Raw genomic sequence first — 17,566 nt, 5'->3', positions numbered from 1 at the left:
GTGCCCTGTGGTGCCCGGTGTGCCGCTGATGCGTGGCGTCTCGTACGGGGCGGGTCGTGCCCCCGGGCTCCGAGTACCCCGTGGGCCCGGGGGCCATGGCCGCCCGACCGCGTTGCGCTGATCACAGCGGCGGCCGGACGGGCCGTCGGGCCGGTCAGACGTCCGCCGTGGGCCTGCGGCGGCGCAGCAGCCGGTGCGCGGCGGCGCCGCACGCGCCGGCGATCAGCAGGCCGCCGGCGACGAGAGCGGGCACGGACTCGCGGAAGGCACCGCCCGTACCGGCCCGTACGCCGTGTTCGACGGTGGCCGGAGTGGTGGCGTGGACAGGGGGGCGGGCCGTGGCGCAGGAAGTCGGCTGGGAACAGGCGTGGCCGGTGTCGCAGGAGGCGGCCTGGGAGCACGTGTGGCCGGTGTCGCAGGAGGGTCCGCCCGGGACGTGAGCCGGGCCGCAGGGCTGGGGGACGGTGCCGCTGCCGGCGATTCCGTTGTCGGTGCCGCTGTCGCTGCCGGCGAGGCCGTTGTCGGTGCCGCCGCCGGCGATTCCGCTGTCGGTGTCACTGCCGGCGAGGCCGCCGTAGGTGTCGCTGCCGCCGTCCCCGCCGGTGCCACCGTCACCACCGGTGCCACCGTCACCACCGCTGCCACCGTCACCACCGCTGCCACCGTCACCACCGCTGCCGCCGCTGCCGCCGCTGCCGCCGTCGGCGCGGTTGACGTCGAAGGTCGCGCTCCAGGGGCTGCCCTGTCCGCCGGGCGGTGCCGGGCAGGTCCCGTCGACGGTCCAGGCGGTGTCCGGTCCGACCCCGCCGTCCGCCGCGCCGAGGTCGGCGGCGATGTGGGCACTGCCCTCGTAGGCCGGGCCGGCGGTCTTCTCGTCGTCGCCCGGGACCTTGTTCAGTCTGACGGTCCCGTCGGCGAAGGCCTGCGAGACGGCGTCCAGGGTGTCGGGTGCGGTGCCGTCGAGAGGATCGCAGGAGACGGACACGGTGACACTGCCGCCCGGGTCGACACTGCCCGGGCCGACTTCGGCCGCCGGGTCGGCGACCGCGACCGGCCCGGCGGCGACCAGCAGGGCGGCGGCGAGGAGAAGGGGGGCGGTGCGGCGCATGGGAACGGCTCCTTAGGCCGACGGGGGCGGGCACGGCGTTCATGCCTCGCACTCATCACAGCCGCAGAGCCGCCGGGCCGCGCGCGGCCACGGTCCATTGGCGGGACGCCGACCCGCCACACGGGTGACGCGGGGACGGGATGAGGGTCACCGACCCGGTGGCGGGGAACGGCGCGACCGGCCCGCACGGGCGATCGCCCGCACGGCGACCGTGTCACGCCCTTCAGGCGTCGCTCATGACCTGTTCCCGCAGCCGGTCGCAGCACCGGTTGATCAGCCGCGACACATGCATCTGCGAGATCCCCAGCCGCTCCGCTATCCGGCTCTGTGTCATGTCCCCGAAGAACCGCATGTACAGGATCGCCCGCTCCCGCTCGGGCAGCGCGGCCAGCCGCAGCCGCACCGCCTCGCGGTCCACGACCGTGTCGAGGGCCGGGTCGGCGGCACCCAGCACATCGCTCAGCGAGTACCCGTCCTCGCCGCCCGGCAGTTCCGCGTCGAGCGACAGCGCGGTGAAGCTCTCCAGCGCCTCCAGCCCGGCCCGTACCTCCTCCTCGCTCAGCTGCGCCTGTGCGGCGATCTCGGTGACGGTCGGGCGCCGCCCGGGCACGGTCTGGGTCAGGTCCTGGCAGGCGAACCGGACACGGTTGCGCAACTCCTGGACCCGGCGGGGCACGTGGACGGTCCACATGTGGTCACGGAAGTGCCGCTTGATCTCCCCGGTGACGGTGGGCACGGCGTAGCTCTCGAACGCCTTGCCGCGCTCGGGGTCGTAGCGGTCGACGGCCTTGACCAGGCCGAGGGCCGCGACCTGGCGCAGGTCCTCGTAGCTCTCGCCGCGGCTGCGGAAGCGGCCGGCGATGCGGTCGGCCATGGGCAGCCAGGCCTCCACGATCCGGCCGCGGAGCTCGTCGCGGCGGGGGCCGGGCGGCTGTGCGGCCAGCCTGCGGAAGGCGTCGGCGGTGTCGGGGGCGTCGTCGTGCGGGTGGTGCCTCGCGCTCGCTCGGGTTGGCATGATGCGTAGCAACTCCCTTGAAGTGCTCAGGGTTGGCCGGTCCCCGCGGGAGCACGGCAACAGCCCGACCGGGCGTGCCGGGGCCGCCGGTTGCGGCGGTCCCACGGGCGTGCCTCCGGTCCGAAGCACTGGCAGTGCGCCTGCCCCCGGACCCCCTCCGCAAACGCCCGCCCGGGTTTTCCGGCCGCCTCCGGGGTCACTCGTCACACGTCACGGCATAAGTCCGCGTGTCCTTTTTCCCGACGTCCGGGAGGTCCCGTACATGAGCACCAAGGTCGCCGACCACGTCCTGCAGCGCCTGCGCGAGTGGGGGGTGGAGGAGGTGTTCGGCTATCCCGGCGACGGCATCAACGGTCTGCTCGCCGCCTGGGGCCGCGCCGAGGACCACCCGCGGTTCGTGCAGTCGCGGCACGAGGAGATGTCCGCGTTCCAGGCGACCGGGTACGCCAAGTTCAGCGGCCGCCTCGGGGTGTGCGTGGCGACCTCGGGACCGGGCGCGATCCACCTCCTCAACGGTCTGTACGACGCGAAGCTCGACCATGTCCCGGTGCTGGCCCTCGTCGGCCAGACGCACCGCTCGGCGATGGGCGGCTCGTACCAGCAGGAGGTGGACCTGCACTCCCTGTTCAAGGACGTCGCCTCGGACTTCGTGGAGACGGTGACCGTTCCCGAGCAGTTGCCGAACGTCCTGGACCGGGCGATCCGCACCGCGTACGCCCGCCGCTGCCCGACCGCGGTCATCATCCCCGGGGACGTCCAGGAGCTCGACTACTCCGCCCCCACACACGAGTTCAAGATGGTGCCGTCCAGCCTGGACCGCAGCGACTGGACGGCGGTCCCCTCCGCGGAGTCACTGGAGCGGGCAGCCGAGATCCTCAACTCCGGTGACAAGGTGGCGATCCTGGCCGGGCAGGGCGCGGCCGGGGCCCGCGAGGAGGTCGAGCGGATCGCCGAGACGCTGGGCGCGGGCGTGGCGAAGGCGCTGCTGGGCAAGGACGTCCTCAGCGACGAACTCCCCTACGTCACCGGCTCGATCGGCCTGCTCGGCACCCGCGCGTCCTACGAGATGATGCGCGACTGCGACACCCTGCTGACGATCGGATCCTCCTTCCCCTACACGCAGTTCCTGCCGGAGTTCGGCAAGGCGCGGGGCGTGCAGATCGACATCGACCCGCACATGGTGGGGATGCGGTATCCGTACGAGGTGAATCTCGTCGGCGACGCCAGGGAGACGCTGCGGCGGCTGATCCCGATGATCCGGGGCGAGGAACGCGGCCGCGAGTGGTTCGACACCGTCTGCGACAACGTACGGACCTGGCACGAGGTGATGGAACGGCGGGCCCGGCTGTCCGCCGACCCGATCAACCCGGAGTACGTGGCCCGCGCCCTGGACCCGCTGCTGCCCGCCGACGCGATCATCACCTCCGACTCCGGCTCGGTCGCCAACTGGTTCGCCCGGCACCTCACGATGCGCCCCGGCATGCGCGCCTCCCTCTCCGGCACACTGGCGTCGATGGGCTGCGGAGTGCCGTACGCGATCGGGGCGAAGTTCGCCCACCCGGACCGGCCCGCGATCGCGCTGGTCGGGGACGGGGCGATGCAGATGAACGGCATGGCCGAGCTGATCACGGCGGCCAAGTACCGGGACCGGTGGCAGGATCCGCGTCTCGTGGTGGCCGTCTGGAACAACCGCGACCTCAACCAGGTGACGTGGGAGATGCGGTCCATGGGGGGCGCCCCGTCGTTCCTTCCGTCGCAGGAGCTGCCGGACGTGCAGTACGCCGCGTTCGCCCGTTCGCTGGGGCTGACCGGGGTGCGGGTGGAGAAGCCCGAGGACGTCGAGGCGGGCTGGCGTACGGCCCTGGAGGCGGACGGGCCCGCGGTCGTGGAGTTCCTCACCGACCCCTCCGTGCCGCCGATCCCGCCGCACGCGACCTGGGAGCAGATGGAGGCGACGGCCGAGTCGATCCTCAAGGGCGACACCGACCGCGGCTCCATGATCAAGCAGGGGTTCAAGGCGAAGATGCAGGACTTCTTGCCGGGGAGGAAATGATCACCCGGGCCGCGCGGGATCTTGTATGCAATATCCGCCATGAGAGATCCCGTATGCCGCCGTCCCTTCCCTGGATCCGCCATACCGGCATCCGTTCCCGGGATCCCGTGTCAGCCCCCGCCCCACGGGTACGCGGTGGGCCGGCCACGAAGTCTGGAGGGAGACATGCAGCGAGGCAGCGACCGGCTGAGCGTGCACCGGGACGACGAGATGAAGCATGAACTGCAGGGTCTGCTCCGGTCCGGGCATCCCACGCGGTCCGAGGAATGGCACGACCCGGAGCCGTCCGCCGAGGACGATCCCGAGGTCTGGGGAGGTCCGGTGGTGCCGGGCACCTCCCGGGCGTCCCTGGCGACGGTGCGGCTGGAACTGGGCCGGATCCTGGGGCGCGGTTCCTTCCCCGCGGGACCGGGCGAGCTGTCCGTGACCCTGCGGCGCAGGAACGCCTCCGACGCGCTGGTGGAGGCCGTACGGCGGCTGCCGCACAAGGAGCGCTACGCCAACGCGTCCGAACTGGCCGAGGCGCTGGTCGGGAGCGGCCGGTGACCCGAAGCCACCGGGCCGCCGAGATCGCAGCCACCGTCACCACCCTCGACGCGACCACCCCGCGTGGGGTCCGCGCGCGGCGAGCGCGACGTCGAGCCCGTCGAGCGGCACGTCCACGGCCTTCCCGGGTCGCTGCCGTTCGGTGCGTCGACGCTGCACGGGCCAGGAAGAACGAACTGCGAGCCGGGGGCGAAGCGGCCCGCCGGCGTGCCACGAAAGGACGTTGAACGATCATGCGCATCGCGTTTCTGGTGGCGCCCGAGGGCGTCGAACAGGTCGAACTCACCGATCCCTGGCAGGCCGCGGTGGACGCGGGTCACGAGCCCGTGCTGGTGTCGACGGACTCCGGTGAGATCCAGGCCTTCAACCATCTCGACAAGGCCGACACGTTCATGGTGGACGAGGTCGCCGGCGAGGTGACCGCGGAGTCCTTCGGCGGGCTGGTCCTGCCGGGCGGCGTCGCGAATCCGGACTTCCTGCGGACGAAGCCCGAGGCCGTGGCGTTCGTGAAGGAGTTCTTCGAGCGGGGACGGCCCGTCGCCGCGATCTGCCACGCCGCGTGGACGCTCGTCGAGGCGGACGTCGTGCGCGGCCGTGAGCTGACCTCGTGGCCGAGCCTGCGCACGGACATCCGCAACGCCGGCGGCACCTGGGTCGACGAGCAGGTGAAGATCTGCGACCACGGTCCGACCAAGCTGGTCACCAGCCGCAAGCCCGACGACCTGAAGGCGTTCTGCGAGGCGTTTCTCGACGTGTTCGCCCAGGAGGCGGTCTGATGGGCACGCCGGCCGGCCGCAAGGACGAGCAACTCGACCGCTTTCGTTCCGAGGATCCCGCGTCCGGGCCGCTGACCACCGACCAGGGCGTGGAGGTCGACCACACCGACGACTCGCTGGCCGCCGGCGAGCGCGGTCCGACCCTGATGGAGGACTTCCACTTCCGGGAGAAGCTCACCCGCTTCGACCACGAACGCATCCCCGAGCGGGTGGTGCACGCGCGGGGCGCGGGCGCCTACGGATACTTCGAACCGTACGAGTCCTGCGCGGAGTTGACCCGTGCGGCCTTCCTCCAGGACCCGTCGGTGCGCACCCCGGTGTTCGTGCGGTTCTCGACGGTGCAGGGGCCGCGGGGGTCCGCGGACACGGTGCGGGACGTGCGCGGCTTCGCGACCAAGTTCTACACGTCGGAGGGGAACTACGACCTGGTCGGGAACAACTTCCCGGTGTTCTTCATCCAGGACGGCATCAAGTTCCCGGACTTCGTGCACGCGGTGAAGCCGGAACCGCACAACGACATCCCGACGGGCGCCTCCGCGCACGACACCCTGTGGGACTTCGTGTCGCTCCAGCCGGAGACGCTGCACGCGATCATGTGGCTGATGTCGGACCGGGCGATCCCGCGCAGCTACCGCATGATGCAGGGCTTCGGCGTGCACACCTTCCGGTTCGTGAACGCCGAGGGACGCGGCACGTTCGTGAAGTTCCACTGGACCCCGCGGCTGGGCGTGCACTCGCTGGTGTGGGACGAGGCCCAGGAGTGCCAGGGCCGTGACCCGGACTTCAACCGGCGGGACCTGTGGGACGCGATCGAGGCCGGCGAGTTCCCGGAGTGGGAGCTGGGTGTGCAACTGGTGCCGGAGGAGGACGAGTTCGCCTTCGACTTCGACCTGCTCGACGCCACGAAGGTCATCCCGGAGGAGCTGGTGCCGGTCCGCCCGATCGGCCGCATGGTCCTGGACCGCAACCCGGAGAACTTCTTCGCGGAGACCGAACAGGTCGCCTTCCACACCGCCAACGTGGTGCCCGGTATCGACTTCACCAACGACCCGCTGCTGCAGGCCCGCAACTTCTCCTACCTGGACACCCAGCTGATCCGGCTGGGTGGTCCCAACTTCAGCCAGCTGCCGGTGAACCGGCCGGTCGCACCGGTCCGCACCAACCAGCGGGACGGCTACCACCAGAGCACGGTCCACCGGGGTACGAACTACTTCCCCAACTCCCTCGGCGGCGGCTGCCCGGCCCACGCGGGCGTCGACGGCAAGGCCTTCACCCACCACACGGAGCGCGTCGACGGCGCCAAGATCCGCCGCCGCAGCCCGAGCTTCCAGGACCACTACAGCCAGCCCGCGCTGTTCTGGAACAGCATGGCCGACTGGGAGAAGCAGCACATCGTCCAGGCGTTCCGGTTCGAGCTGGGCAAGGTCGAGACCCGGGAGATCCGCGCCCGTACCGTCGAGCGACTCGCGCATGTCGACGGCGGCCTGGCGACCCGGGTGGCGCGCGGCATCGGCGTGGCCGAGCCGTCCGGCGCGGCGGAGACGGCGTCCAAGGCGTCCTCGCCCGCCCTCAGCCTGGAGTCGCTGCGCGGCGACGGCTCGATCCGCACCCGGCGGATCGCGGTGCTCGTCACCGACGGGGTGGACGCGCAGCAGGTGGCGTCGGTGCGGGAGGAGCTGGAGGCTCAGGGCGCGGTCGTGGAGGCGCTGGCGGCCACGGACGGGAGCGTGGCGGCGGCCGACGGTGGACGGTATGCGGTCGACCGCGCACTGCCGACCGTCGCCTCCGTCCTGTACGACGCCGTCCTGCTGCCCGGCGGTCCCACCGGGACCCCGCCGGTCGTCGAGGACCCGGACGCCATGCGCTTCGCGCGGAGCGCCTTCCGGCACGGCAAGCCCGTGGGCGCGCTGGGATCCGGGGTGGGCGTGATCGCGGCGCTGAAGCCGGCCGGGGTGCGGCTGTCCACCGAGTTCCACCGGGTGGTGACCGACCAGGGCGTGGTCTCGGACACCTCGCCGGGTACCGCGAGCGCGGAGTTCGTCCAGGCGTTCGTGGCCGCGGTCGCGGCTCATCGGCACTGGGACCGGCCGCCCCTGCACGGCTGAGGGCGGCGGCCCGCGAGGGAGGAGATGCGGTCGACCGCACGTGCCGCGGTCGACCGCATCTCTGTGTCCCGGCAGCGGCCTCGCATCCCCCGACCGGCACGCCTGTGGTTGCCGTGGGGGTGGCGGCGTGTTGGGGTGCAAAGGGTGCAATCATAACATATCGTACACACTCGTAACGCTCCGTTACGCCACAAAACACGCCACTCAGATAGCAAAGGGGATCTAATGCGCAAGCTGCACAAGGCGGGCGTCGTCGCCGCCATGATCGGAAGCCTGGCCATGGCGGGGGCGGGTGCCGCCTCCGCCTCCCCCTACGGGTCCGACGGGGACGGGGGCTTCCGGCAGTGCATCCAGCAGGGCGACGTGACCGTCGGTCTTCTGAACGTCTCCGACGTGAACCTCGCGGGGCTCCTCCCCACCGCCTTCCTCGCCCCCAGCGCGGTGTCGAAGCAGACCGTGACGCAGCAGAGCTGCAGCAACGGTGACGACAGCCCGAACGTGAACGTCGCCCACGTGACGGACGACAGCCCGTTCGGCGGCTGAGCGGCCGAGCTCCGGGCGGCTCCGGGATCCGAGGCGGATCCCGGAGCCGCCTCGCGTCATGCCGGTGCATCGGCCGGTGCCGTTGGCCGACGACTGCCGACGTCCGCCGACGGCTGTATGCGATCGACGGCATCCGGCCGACCTCTCGGATCCGGTCACTCCCCGACGGACGACCGCATACAACCGACCGCCGACAACCGACCGCCGACAGCCAGCGGACGACCGCCGAACACCGCCCGGACCGCCTCAGGCCCCGCGAGAGCTCCCGCCCGTGGAACCCGTGGAACCGGGACCCCACTTGCCCACGGGGGTCTCCGACGCGGCCGCCCCCGCCGGAGCCGTGCCGGCCGGGGTACGGCGTGTGCCCGGGCCGCCGTTCGCCGCGGTGGCGCGGTCCCTGGCCCCGTCCCGGGTGCGGCCCGGGGCGACGAAGCGGCGCGGATTGCGGCGCAGATACTCGCCCTCGAGCTGGGCCATGCGGTCGTTGTGGGCGCGCAGGGCGTCGTTCGAGCCGTACAGCAGGGTGTCGTGGCGCGTGCGGTGGATCGTCTCCAGCTCCTTCATGAGCTGTTGGTCGTCCAGCCGGTCCGGGTCGACTCCGGTCATGGTGGTGCCCCGCTCGTCGTGTTCGTCCATGCGGTTCGGGTACCCGCCCGGGAGCACACCAGCACGACCCCGAGCGGCATCCGGGAGGGAGCCATGGATCTCGCCTTTCTGCATCCACTGTACGAACATTCCGGCCCCTGGGCCTCCGTGTACGTCGACACCTCCCGGCACACGGAGAACACGCCTCACGAACGTCACCTCACGGCCGCCGCGATGGCCCGCGAGCTGGGCCGCCAGGGCGCCGACGACGCGACCCGCCGGGCCGTGGAGCACGCGGTCGAGGAGCTGAGCCACTCCTCCGAGCCGTACGGGCGGGCTCTGTTCGCCCGGGCCGGCGAGGTCGTCCTGGATCCCGCGCTGGCCGCCCGGCCCCCGCAGGGGGACTGGGCCGAGTGGGCACCGCTGCCGCGGGTGGCGCCGCTGCTGGAGCTGGCCGACCAGGACCCGGTGTGCGTGGTGGCGTACATCGACCGCAAGGGCGCGGACTTCGAGCTGCGGACGCCGTGGACCCGCGAGAAGGTGGACACGGTCTCCGGCCGGCAGTATCCCGTGCACCGCACGGCGACGGCCGACTGGTCCGAGCGGCACTTCCAGCTGAAGGTCGAGAACACCTGGGAGCACAACGCGGTGGAGATCGCGGACGCGCTCACCGTCTGCCAGGAGGAGACCCGCGCCGATCTGCTGGTGCTGGTCGGGGACGACCGGGAGCGGCGGGCCGTGCACGAGCGGCTGCCGCGGCGGTTGCGGGGCCGGGTGGCCGAGATGGAGCGCGGTGCGGGCAGCCGGCTGCTGGACGAGGAGGTGGAGGCGGCCCGCGCCGACCATGTGCGGCGCCGCACCGAGGCCGAGCTGGAACGTTTCCTCGCCGCCCGGGCCCCGGACGAGGAGGGCCGCGCCGGGGCGGTGGAGGGGGTGCCCGCGCTGGTCGAGGCGGCCCGTGAGCACCGTATCGACGAGCTGCTGATCCGGCCCGACGGTCCCGACGCGCACCGCGAGGTGTGGATCGGCGAGGACCCGGACCAGCTGGCCGTGCGCCGCACGGAGCTGAAGACGCTCGGCGAGCAGCACTCCTGGGCGGCCCGGGCGGACGACGCGCTGATCCGGTCGGCGGTCGCCACGGACGCGAGCGCGCTCGTCGTCCCGTCCGAGGCGGCCGAGGAGGCGCCGGTGGGCGGGCTCGGGGCGCTGCTGCGCTGGAAGTAGCCCGCCGGAGCGCTGTCTATCTGGCCCGTTCCACGCGCCGCTCGTCCCAGACCGGGTCCGGGGTCTCCCGGACCCGGCCGTCGCTGCCGAAGACCAGGTAGCGGTCGAAGGAGCGGGCGAACCAGCGGTCGTGGGTGACGGCGAGGACCGTGCCCTCGAAGGCCTCCAGGCCTTCCTGGAGGGCCTCGGCGGACTCCAGGTCGAGGTTGTCGGTGGGCTCGTCGAGGAGGAGCGCGGTGGCGCCCTCCAGTTCCAGGAGCAGGATCTGGAAGCGGGCCTGCTGGCCGCCGGAGAGCTTGTCGAAGGCCTGCTCGGCCTGCTGCGTGAGTTCGTAGCGGCGCAGCCGGGACATGGCCGCGCCGCGGTCCTGGGAGTGTTCCTTCCAGAGGATGTCGAGCAGGGTGCGGCCCTGGAGTTCGGGGTGGGCGTGGGTCTGGGCGAAGTGCCCGGGGACGACCCGCGCGCCGAGCTTCCACTGGCCGGTGTGAGCGACGTCCTCGCCGGCGAGCAGGCGCAGGAAGTGCGACTTGCCGGAGCCGTTGGAGCCGAGGACGGCGACGCGTTCGCCGTAGAAGACCTCCAGGTCGAAGGGCCGCATCAGGCCGGTCAGCTCGAGTGCCGTGCAGGTGACGGCGCGCACGCCGGTGCGGCCGCCCTTCAGACGCATGGTGATGTCCTGCTCGCGCGGCGGCTCCGGCGGCGGCCCGGCCTCCTCGAACTTGCGCAGCCGGGTCTGGGCGGCCTGGTAGCGGGAGGCCAGTTCATGGCTGATGGATGCGGCCTGGCGCAGGTTCAGGACCAGCTTCTTCAGCTGGGCGTGCTTCTCGTCCCAGCGGCGGCGCAGTTCCTCGAAGCGGGCGAAGCGTTCGCGGCGGGCCTCGTGGTAGGTGGCGAAGCCGCCGCCGTGCACCCAGGCGTCGGCGCCGGTGGGCGAGGGCTCCACGGAGACGATCTTCTCGGCGGCGCGGGAGAGGAGTTCGCGGTCGTGGGAGACGAAGAGGACGGTCTTGCGGGTCTCCTTCAGCCGCTCCTCCAGCCAGCGCTTGCCGGGGACGTCGAGGTAGTTGTCGGGCTCGTCGAGGAGGAGGACCTCGTCGGTGCCGCGCAGCAGCGCCTCCAGCACCAGGCGTTTCTGCTCGCCCCCCGAGAGGGTGCGGACGAGCCGGAACTGCGCCTTGTCGTACGGCACGCCCAGCGCGGCCGTGGTGCACATGTCCCACAGTGTCTCGGCCTCGTAGCCGCGCGCCTCGGCCCAGTCGGCGAGGGCCTGCGCGTACTGCATCTGCGCGGCCTCGTCGTCGACGGTCATGATCGCGTGCTCGGCCCGGTCGACGGCCTGCGCGACCTGCCGGAGGCGGGGCGAGGACACGGACACGAGCAGGTCGCGCACGGTCGTCTCGTCCCGTACGGAGCCGACGAACTGGCGCATCACGCCGAGGCCGCCGCTGACGGTGACGCTGCCGCCGTGCGGCTTCAGCTCGCCGGAGATCAGGCGCAGCAGGGTGGTCTTGCCGGCACCGTTGGGCCCGACCAGGGCCACCACGGCCCCTTCGCCCACCCGGAAGGACACGTCGCCGAGCAACGCCCTCCCGTCGGGGAGGTAGTACTCGAGGTGCGCGGCTTCCAGATGTCCCATGAAAAGGCATTCTGCGGGCCGCCCGCGCCCGGCGGCAAACCCTTAATCCCCCGCTGCGGCCGCTCCCGCCGGACCGCCCTCCCCCGCCGGTACCACTGTGGTGCCCGCCCAGGTCAGGGCCTTCCAGCCGTCCGCGGGGCTGCCCTCCAGGATCACCGTTCCGGTGTTGGCGAGGCGGTGGGCGGAGGCGAACGGGACGTCGATGTTGTGGGCGCGGGCGGCGGTCCAGGTGCGGATGGCGGCGCCGTGGCTGATCAGGGCGACCGTCGCGGCGCCGGTCGCGGCGGCCTCGGTGATCACGGCGTCGTACCGCGCCAGGAACTCGGTGCCGCTCTCGCCGCCCGGCATGCGCAGGTCCACGTCGCCGGCGGCCCAGGCGAACACCGTGCGCAGGTAGAGCGCGCCCTGTTCGGAGTCGCCGGGCCGCATCTCCAGGTCGCCGGCGGAGATCTCGCGGATGCCGTCGCGGACGAGGACGCCGAGGCCGCGGGCGGCGGCCAGGGGGGCGGCGGTGAGCTGGGTGCGGACGAGGGTGGAGGCGTAGACCGCCTCGATGTCCTCGTCGGCGAGCGCGGCGGGGAGCGCCGCGGCCTGCTGCTCGCCCAGTTCCGTCAGCCCGGGACCGGGAGCGGCGGTGTCCAGGAGGTAGTCCACGTTCGTGGGGGTCTGGCCGTGGCGGACGAGCAGCAGGCGCATACGGGGACCCTCCAGGTCGCGGACGCCACCCCGGCGGAGACGGCCGTCCTCAGCGTACCCGGCGCTCACATGACGCTCCGTCAGTCCGCATGTCGGAATAGATGGTCTCAGGATACGGTCGACACGCGTACGGTGAGGATTGCCGCCCGGGCTCTCCGGAGCCCGGGGGCCGGTACGTCGTCGCGGTACGTCGAGAAGGGGCTGAGCCATGCCGAAGGCACAGGAGACCGCCGTCTACACCCACGGGCACCACGAGTCGGTGCTGCGGTCGCACACCTGGCGGACCGCCGCCAACTCCGCGGCGTACCTGCTCGGCGCGCTCGAACCGCACATGCGGATCCTGGACGTCGGCTGCGGTCCGGGCACGATCACCGCCGATCTGGCGGCCCTGGTCCCGGACGGGCACGTCACCGGCGTCGATCACGCGCCGGGCATCCTGGAGCAGGCGCGGGCCACCGCCGCCGGCCGGGGGCTGGCCAACGTCGACTTCGCGGTCGCGGACGTGCACGCCCTCGACCACCCGGACGACACGTTCTGCGTGGTCCACGCCCACCAGGTGCTCCAGCACGTGGGCGACCCGGTGCAGGCGCTGCGTGAGATGCGGCGGGTGACCAGGCCGGGCGGGTACGTCGCGGTGCGGGACTCGGACTACGCGGCGATGACCTGGTTCCCCGCCTCGCCCGGGATGGACGACTGGCTGGACCTGTACCGGCGGGTGGCGAGGGCGGGCGGCGGTGAGCCGGACGCCGGGCGGCGGCTGAAGTCCTGGGCCCTGGAGGCCGGGTTCACCGACATCACGGCGACGTCGGGCACCTGGACGTTCAGCACCCCGCAGGAGCGGGCGTGGTGGAGCGGACTGTGGGCCGACCGCACGGTCGCCTCGGTGTACGCGGAGCACGCCACACGGGGCGGGCACGCCACCGGGGAGGAACTGCGGGCCGTGTCCGAGGCCTGGCGGGAATGGGGTGCGCGGGAGGACGGCTGGTTCGCCGTTCTGCATGGAGAGATTCTGTGCCGGAAGGAAGCCTGAACCGAGGATGATTCCCGGAATCCGGGAAACCCGGAATGCAGGAGGTTCACACTATGGTTCCCATCCTGCTGGTACTGCTGCTGGTGCTGATACTTTTCGGCGCCGGATTCGCGGTGAAGTTGCTCTGGTGGATCGCACTCGCGGTTCTCGTCATCTGGCTCCTGGGATTCCTCTTCCGCGGAACCTCTGCGGCAGGAGGCAGGGGACGTTGGTACAGGTGGTGACTGGCAGGTGAATTGACACCTGTCTCCCCGAAAGGGGGAATCCCGCTTTCCGGGATTCCCCCTTTCGGGGTTTTCAGGAGCTCGTTCCCGGGTTCATTCCCGGGGCAGCAGCGGTCCGAGTGGCCCGAGGTCCAGATTGAGGTCCTCGGGCCGCAGTCCGTAGCGATCGCGCAGCTCGGCCATGCGGTCGTCGAGCAGCATCAGGGTGAGGCCGATGCGCTCCTCCTGCTCCTCGTCGAGGTCGCCCTGGTCGAAACGGCGCAGCGCCTGCCGTTCCATCAGCTGGCGCAGCAGTTCCACCACGGTGAGGACGAGTTTGACGAGGTCGCGCTCGACCGTGTCGGGCTCGAGGTCCAGCCGGTTGCGGCGAGCGGTCACGGTGCATCCCCCCACGGTGACGGCACTTGTTCGTTGACGGAGCTGATCAGCGCGTTCAGGTCGATACGGACGAGATCGACGTCCGCGATGCGCAGGGTGACGTCCCCGGTGATGACGACGCCGCCGGCCAGCAGCCGGTCGAGCAGGTCCACCAGGGCGATCTCCCGGCGCTCCACGACGGTCATGAACCCTCCCCCTCCACGGCTTCGCCGGCGTCGTCCACGAACGAATAGGCCGCCCAGGGACCGGTGAGTTCCACGCGAATGCCGGGTTCCTCGCCCTTGGTGCGGTCCACGATCTCCACGAATTCCTCGGACTGTCCGCGCGGCACCAGATAGGCGGCGTTCAGCACGTTCTGTCCGGCCCGGTCGGAAAGGGTGGAATTCTGCGGCGGGTGCAGCCGGGCGTCCTCGGCGTGCGCGCGGAGCGTGCTGTGCAGCCGGCCGGCGAATCGTTCGACGCGCTGCCAGGTGTCCTCCCGCGCCCTGGCCCTCTGCCGCCGTTGCAGCAGATAGTCCCGCCCGGAGGCGGGTTTCGTCCCCCTCGGCGCCGCCGCGGCCGCGGCGGGCTCGGCCTCGGGTTCGACGTAGACCTTCACACCCCACTCGACCCGCCCGTCCAGCCGGTCCAGCGTGCGGCGGAAGTGTTCCTCGCGTTCCTCCATCATCACGCGGACACCGCTGTCGTCGCGGAAGACGGTCGCGAGCCGCAGCGGCAGCGGTGTGGTGACGGCCGTGAGGGCGTCCACGACCTGCTGGTGGGCGCGGGCCGTGGCGGACAGCCAGTCCAGGTCCTCCAGATGGCGGCGCAGCGGCTCCTCGGAGAAGTCCCGCTCCGGTACATGGCTGACCACGGCGATCAGGCCGTGGTGGGTGAGCAGTCGGGGCGGATCGCCGGCGACCCCGGTCAGATCGGCCTGCAGGGGCGCGCCGAGCGGGCGGCACACGGCGTAGACGTAACGCAGTCCGGTCATGGGGACTCCTCACGGACGTCCTGAGGGGCATTATCCCGCGGTTCCCGTATCTCGCGTCCGCCCTTCCGGACGCCCGGGGCCTCCCGGGCGTCCGGGGCGCGGCCCGCACCCAGTTCGTCCAGCCGGGCCAGCCGCTCCCGCAGCTCGGCGTTCTCCCGCGCGAGTGCGTCACGGCGGGCCCGGGTGGAGAGCTCCGGGTCGTCCTCCCACCAGTCGATGCCCATCTCCTTGGCCTTGTCGACGGAGGCGACGATGAGACGGAGCTTGATGGTGAGCAGTTCGATGTCGAGCAGGTTGATCCGGATGTCGCCGGCGATCACGATGCCCTTGTCCAGGACACGTTCCAGGATGTCGGCGAGATTGGCGCCGCCACCCTGGCCGTACGGCTCCGGCAGCCGACTCGGCATGCTCATCGACGGCTCCCGCTCTCCTCGTACGCGGCCTCGTCCTCGGATTCGTCCTCGGGTTCGTCCTCCTCGTACTCGCCCTCGGCCTCCTCGTCGTACTCGTCCTCGTCCTCGGGCTCGGTGCCGTCCTCCTCGTACTCGCCCTCGGGCTCCTCGTCCTCTTCCTCTTCCTCCTCCTCGGCGTCCGGGCTCACCGCCCCCTCGGCGCCCTCCTCCTCGTTCTCCTCCTCGTTCTCCTCATCGTCCTCCCGCTCGCTTTCCTCCGCGACCGCGTCCTCGTGGGAGCGGACGACCTCGCCGTCGCGGATCTCGCCGCGCCAGCCGTCCTCCGCCTCTCCCTTGATGGTGATGAAGCGGACGAAGTTCTTGAGGTCGAGGCGGGCACGGCGGCCCTGGGCACGCCAGATGTTGCCGGTCTTCTCGAACAGACCCGAGGGGTAGTACTCGATGACCAGCAGGATGCGGGTGAGGTTGTCGGCGAGCCGGTGGAAGGAGACGACGCCCGTCGTGGTGCCCTTGGCGCCCTCCGAGGTCCAGGTGATCCGGTCGTCCGGCACCTGCTCGCCGGTCTTCGCCTTCCAGCTGCGGTTGGACCAGAACACCTTCAGCTGCCAGTCGGACTCGACGTCGCTCGTTCGCCTGGCGCTCTTGACGCCCTTGGCGAAGGTGCTGAAGTCCTGGTATTGGGTCCACTGGTCGTAGGCCGTGCGCAGCGGCACGCCGACGTCGATGTGCTCGATGATGACGGTCGGCTTGCTGCCGGATCTGCTCTTCTTCCCGCCGCCCTTGCCGCCGGTGAGGTTCTTGAAGGCGCCCGTCACCTTGTCCTTGATCCGCGAGCCACCGAGCTCCAGCGCGGAGCGCAGCGGGCCCTTGCCCTCGGCGAGCTTGCGCCCGCCGTCCAGAGCCGTCTTGGCGAAGCCGGGGCTGCTGCCGTCAGCTATGTCGTTGAGCTTGCCGGTGGTCTCGCCGAGCTTGCGGCCGACGCCCACCAGCATCCGCTGTGCCTGTGCGGAGAGGTATTCCTGCACCTCCGCCTTCAGCCGGTCGGCGGCCTCGCTGTGGGCCAGACCGGAGAGGGGGTTCGCGCCGTTCGTCGCCGAGCCGGCCTTGTCCGCCGCCCCGGAGGCGGCCGAGTTCGCTCCGGACTTCGCCGAGGAGGTCGCGGATCCGAGGGTCTCGGTCATCGCTCACCGCCTCCCTTCCGTCCCCCCGTACGTCCCCCGCCGCTTCCGCCGCGGGAGGCCGACCGGGCCGCCGTCTTGCGGGCGCCGCCGGTCTTCTTCGCGGCCGGCTTGCGGGCCGGTGTCTTCCTCGCCGGGGCGTTCTTGGCCGCCTTCGAGGCCGGCGCGTTCTTGGCCGCCTTCGAGGCCGGTGCCTTCCTGGCCGCCCGCTTCCTCGCCGGTTCCTCGTCCTCCTCGGACGCCTCGGCCTCTCCGTCCTCCTCCTCGTCCTCTTCCTCCTCGTCCTCTTCACGGCCTTCGGGCTCCTCACCCTCGGCCTCTTCCTCCTCGTCCTCTTCGCGGCCCTCGGGCTCCTCACCCTCGGCCTCTTCCTCCTCGTCCTCTTCGCGGCCCTCGGGCTCCTCACCCTCGGCACCCTCGGCCTCTTCCTCCTCGTCCGGCTCCTCGTGCTCGCCCTCGGGCTCCTCGGCCTCCTCGGCCTCCTCGTCCTTCCCGCCGCCGGGCGCCACACCCTGCAACTGGTCGCGCACCTCGGCGGTACGGCCGTGCAGCCGGTCGGCGAGGGCCTCGATCTGCCGTTCGACCAGGGCGCCGGTGGCGGCCTTGCCGACTCCGCGCAGGTCCTGGCGAAGTTCGTCGCCGATCGCCTTGAACTGCGGGTTGTCCTTGAGCTGCTGGGTCAGCAGGTCACCGAGGGCCCGCGGTGTCAGGTTCAGCTTCTTGCCCGCCACCAGCGAGCCCACGGCGAACGCCAGCTTCGCCTTCTTCGTACGTCCGAGGACGTATCCGGCCCCGATCGCGAGGCCAAGTCCCATCCGGTTCATCGCGTTGTCCCGTCATTTCCGGCGCTTCCGCGCATCGCGATCTCCATCCGGTCGAGGAGCTCGTCCTCCATCCGGTCGAATTCGTCCTCCGTGATCTCGCCGGCCTCCAGCCGCTCCTCCAGCCGGGAGAGTTCGGCCCGCACCGTGGCGGGGTCGTAGTAGATCCGCTCCGCCTCTCGCAGCACCTGTTGGATCACCCACCCGCTGCCGCGCACAGGCGCGAACGGCAGCAGGAGGACCTCCGAGATCAGTCCCACGG

19 protein-coding genes and 1 pseudogene are annotated in these 17,566 nt (G+C 71.7%); 8 read left to right on the top strand and 12 right to left on the bottom strand.

The genetic code is table 11. The features are described from left to right. Nucleotides 1–154: 154 nt before the first annotated feature. Together ACFY2L_RS07470 and ACFY2L_RS07465 are read right to left on the bottom strand one after the other, a co-directional pair. Nucleotides 155–1,108: a hypothetical protein gene (locus ACFY2L_RS07470; protein WP_390821748.1), complete on the bottom strand. Its 954-nt coding sequence runs from the start codon at nt 1,106–1,108 to the stop codon at nt 155–157. A 223-nt stretch (nt 1,109–1,331) separates the two neighbouring features. After that, a complete protein-coding gene (locus tag ACFY2L_RS07465; RefSeq protein WP_390658760.1) occupies nt 1,332–2,123 on the bottom strand; it encodes an RNA polymerase sigma factor SigF in 792 nt (263 codons plus the stop codon). Nucleotides 2,124–2,385: 262 nt separating this feature from the next. Here ACFY2L_RS07465 and ACFY2L_RS07460 point away from each other — a divergent pair, with 262 nt between their 5' ends. The 5 genes from ACFY2L_RS07460 (at nt 2,386) to ACFY2L_RS07440 (ending at nt 8,146) form a co-directional block, all read left to right on the top strand. After that, nucleotides 2,386–4,176: a thiamine pyrophosphate-requiring protein gene (locus ACFY2L_RS07460; protein WP_390658761.1), complete on the top strand. Its 1,791-nt coding sequence runs from the start codon at nt 2,386–2,388 to the stop codon at nt 4,174–4,176. 165 nt (nt 4,177–4,341) lie between these two features. After that, a complete protein-coding gene (locus ACFY2L_RS07455) occupies nt 4,342–4,722 on the top strand; it encodes a DUF2795 domain-containing protein (RefSeq protein ID WP_390658762.1) in 381 nt (126 codons plus the stop codon). 233 nt (nt 4,723–4,955) lie between these two features. Further along, on the top strand, nt 4,956–5,498 hold the full coding sequence (locus ACFY2L_RS07450; RefSeq protein WP_390658763.1) for a type 1 glutamine amidotransferase domain-containing protein: 543 nt from the start codon (nt 4,956–4,958) through the stop codon (nt 5,496–5,498). Continuing rightward, nucleotides 5,498–7,603, top strand: coding sequence for a catalase (locus ACFY2L_RS07445; protein ID WP_390821747.1), 2,106 nt, complete (start codon nt 5,498–5,500; stop codon nt 7,601–7,603). Before ACFY2L_RS07450 ends, ACFY2L_RS07445 begins: the two co-directional genes overlap by 1 nt. 225 nt (nt 7,604–7,828) lie before the next feature. Further along, a complete protein-coding gene (locus tag ACFY2L_RS07440) occupies nt 7,829–8,146 on the top strand; it encodes a hypothetical protein (RefSeq protein ID WP_390821746.1) in 318 nt (105 codons plus the stop codon). 351 nt (nt 8,147–8,497) lie between these two features. On the opposite strand, the pseudogene ACFY2L_RS07435 reads toward ACFY2L_RS07440, so the two are convergent. After that, nucleotides 8,498–8,782 (bottom strand): annotated as a pseudogene (locus ACFY2L_RS07435) (DUF6158 family protein); the annotation flags it as partial. A gap of 63 nt (nt 8,783–8,845) precedes the next feature. Between ACFY2L_RS07435 and ACFY2L_RS07430 the strand changes: the two are divergent. Continuing rightward, nucleotides 8,846–9,955, top strand: coding sequence for a Vms1/Ankzf1 family peptidyl-tRNA hydrolase (locus tag ACFY2L_RS07430; protein WP_390821745.1), 1,110 nt, complete (start codon nt 8,846–8,848; stop codon nt 9,953–9,955). 16 nt (nt 9,956–9,971) lie between these two features. Here ACFY2L_RS07430 and ACFY2L_RS07425 read toward each other — a convergent pair whose 3' ends face one another. Together ACFY2L_RS07425 and ACFY2L_RS07420 are read right to left on the bottom strand one after the other, a co-directional pair. Continuing rightward, a complete protein-coding gene (locus ACFY2L_RS07425) occupies nt 9,972–11,591 on the bottom strand; it encodes an ABC-F family ATP-binding cassette domain-containing protein (RefSeq protein ID WP_390658767.1) in 1,620 nt (539 codons plus the stop codon). 42 nt (nt 11,592–11,633) lie between these two features. Next, nucleotides 11,634–12,287, bottom strand: a complete 654-nt coding sequence (locus ACFY2L_RS07420) for a histidine phosphatase family protein (protein WP_390658988.1) — start codon at nt 12,285–12,287, stop codon at nt 11,634–11,636. Between the two features lie 208 nt (nt 12,288–12,495). Here ACFY2L_RS07420 and ACFY2L_RS07415 point away from each other — a divergent pair, with 208 nt between their 5' ends. Beyond that, nucleotides 12,496–13,317 carry a class I SAM-dependent methyltransferase gene (locus ACFY2L_RS07415; protein WP_390658768.1) on the top strand — a complete coding sequence of 274 codons (822 nt, stop codon included), beginning with the start codon at nt 12,496–12,498 and terminating at the stop codon, nt 13,315–13,317. A gap of 53 nt (nt 13,318–13,370) precedes the next feature. Beyond that, nucleotides 13,371–13,541, top strand: coding sequence for a hydrophobic protein (locus tag ACFY2L_RS07410; protein WP_390658769.1), 171 nt, complete (start codon nt 13,371–13,373; stop codon nt 13,539–13,541). Between the two features lie 93 nt (nt 13,542–13,634). Here the strand turns inward: ACFY2L_RS07410 and ACFY2L_RS07405 are convergent, their stop codons facing one another. The 7 genes from ACFY2L_RS07405 to ACFY2L_RS07375 are packed head-to-tail and all read right to left on the bottom strand — an operon-like array spanning nt 13,635 to nt 17,564. Further along, nucleotides 13,635–13,919 carry a gas vesicle protein K gene (locus ACFY2L_RS07405; protein WP_390658770.1) on the bottom strand — a complete coding sequence of 95 codons (285 nt, stop codon included), beginning with the start codon at nt 13,917–13,919 and terminating at the stop codon, nt 13,635–13,637. Next, on the bottom strand, nt 13,916–14,104 hold the full coding sequence (locus tag ACFY2L_RS07400) for a gas vesicle protein (protein ID WP_390658771.1): 189 nt from the start codon (nt 14,102–14,104) through the stop codon (nt 13,916–13,918). The genes ACFY2L_RS07405 and ACFY2L_RS07400 overlap by 4 nt, the downstream gene beginning before the upstream one ends. After that, entirely contained in the window at nt 14,101–14,892 is a 792-nt protein-coding gene (locus tag ACFY2L_RS07395) for a GvpL/GvpF family gas vesicle protein (RefSeq protein ID WP_390821744.1), read from the bottom strand. The genes ACFY2L_RS07400 and ACFY2L_RS07395 overlap by 4 nt, the downstream gene beginning before the upstream one ends. Continuing rightward, nucleotides 14,889–15,305 carry a gas vesicle protein gene (locus ACFY2L_RS07390; RefSeq protein WP_390658773.1) on the bottom strand — a complete coding sequence of 139 codons (417 nt, stop codon included), beginning with the start codon at nt 15,303–15,305 and terminating at the stop codon, nt 14,889–14,891. The genes ACFY2L_RS07395 and ACFY2L_RS07390 overlap by 4 nt, the downstream gene beginning before the upstream one ends. After that, nucleotides 15,302–16,486 (bottom strand): SRPBCC family protein, encoded by a 1,185-nt coding sequence (locus ACFY2L_RS07385; RefSeq protein WP_390821743.1) that lies wholly within the window; start codon nt 16,484–16,486, stop codon nt 15,302–15,304. Before ACFY2L_RS07385 ends, ACFY2L_RS07390 begins: the two co-directional genes overlap by 4 nt. Next, nucleotides 16,483–17,307: a DNA primase gene (locus ACFY2L_RS07380; RefSeq protein ID WP_390821742.1), complete on the bottom strand. Its 825-nt coding sequence runs from the start codon at nt 17,305–17,307 to the stop codon at nt 16,483–16,485. Before ACFY2L_RS07380 ends, ACFY2L_RS07385 begins: the two co-directional genes overlap by 4 nt. Further along, entirely contained in the window at nt 17,304–17,564 is a 261-nt protein-coding gene (locus tag ACFY2L_RS07375) for a gas vesicle protein GvpG (protein WP_390658776.1), read from the bottom strand. The genes ACFY2L_RS07380 and ACFY2L_RS07375 overlap by 4 nt, the downstream gene beginning before the upstream one ends. Nucleotides 17,565–17,566: the final 2 nt, after the last annotated feature.

This window comes from Streptomyces sp. NPDC001381 (assembly GCF_042895685.1).
Taxonomy (GTDB): Bacteria; Actinomycetota; Actinomycetes; order Streptomycetales; family Streptomycetaceae; genus Streptomyces.
This window is presented reverse-complemented; position numbering and strand designations above follow the sequence as displayed.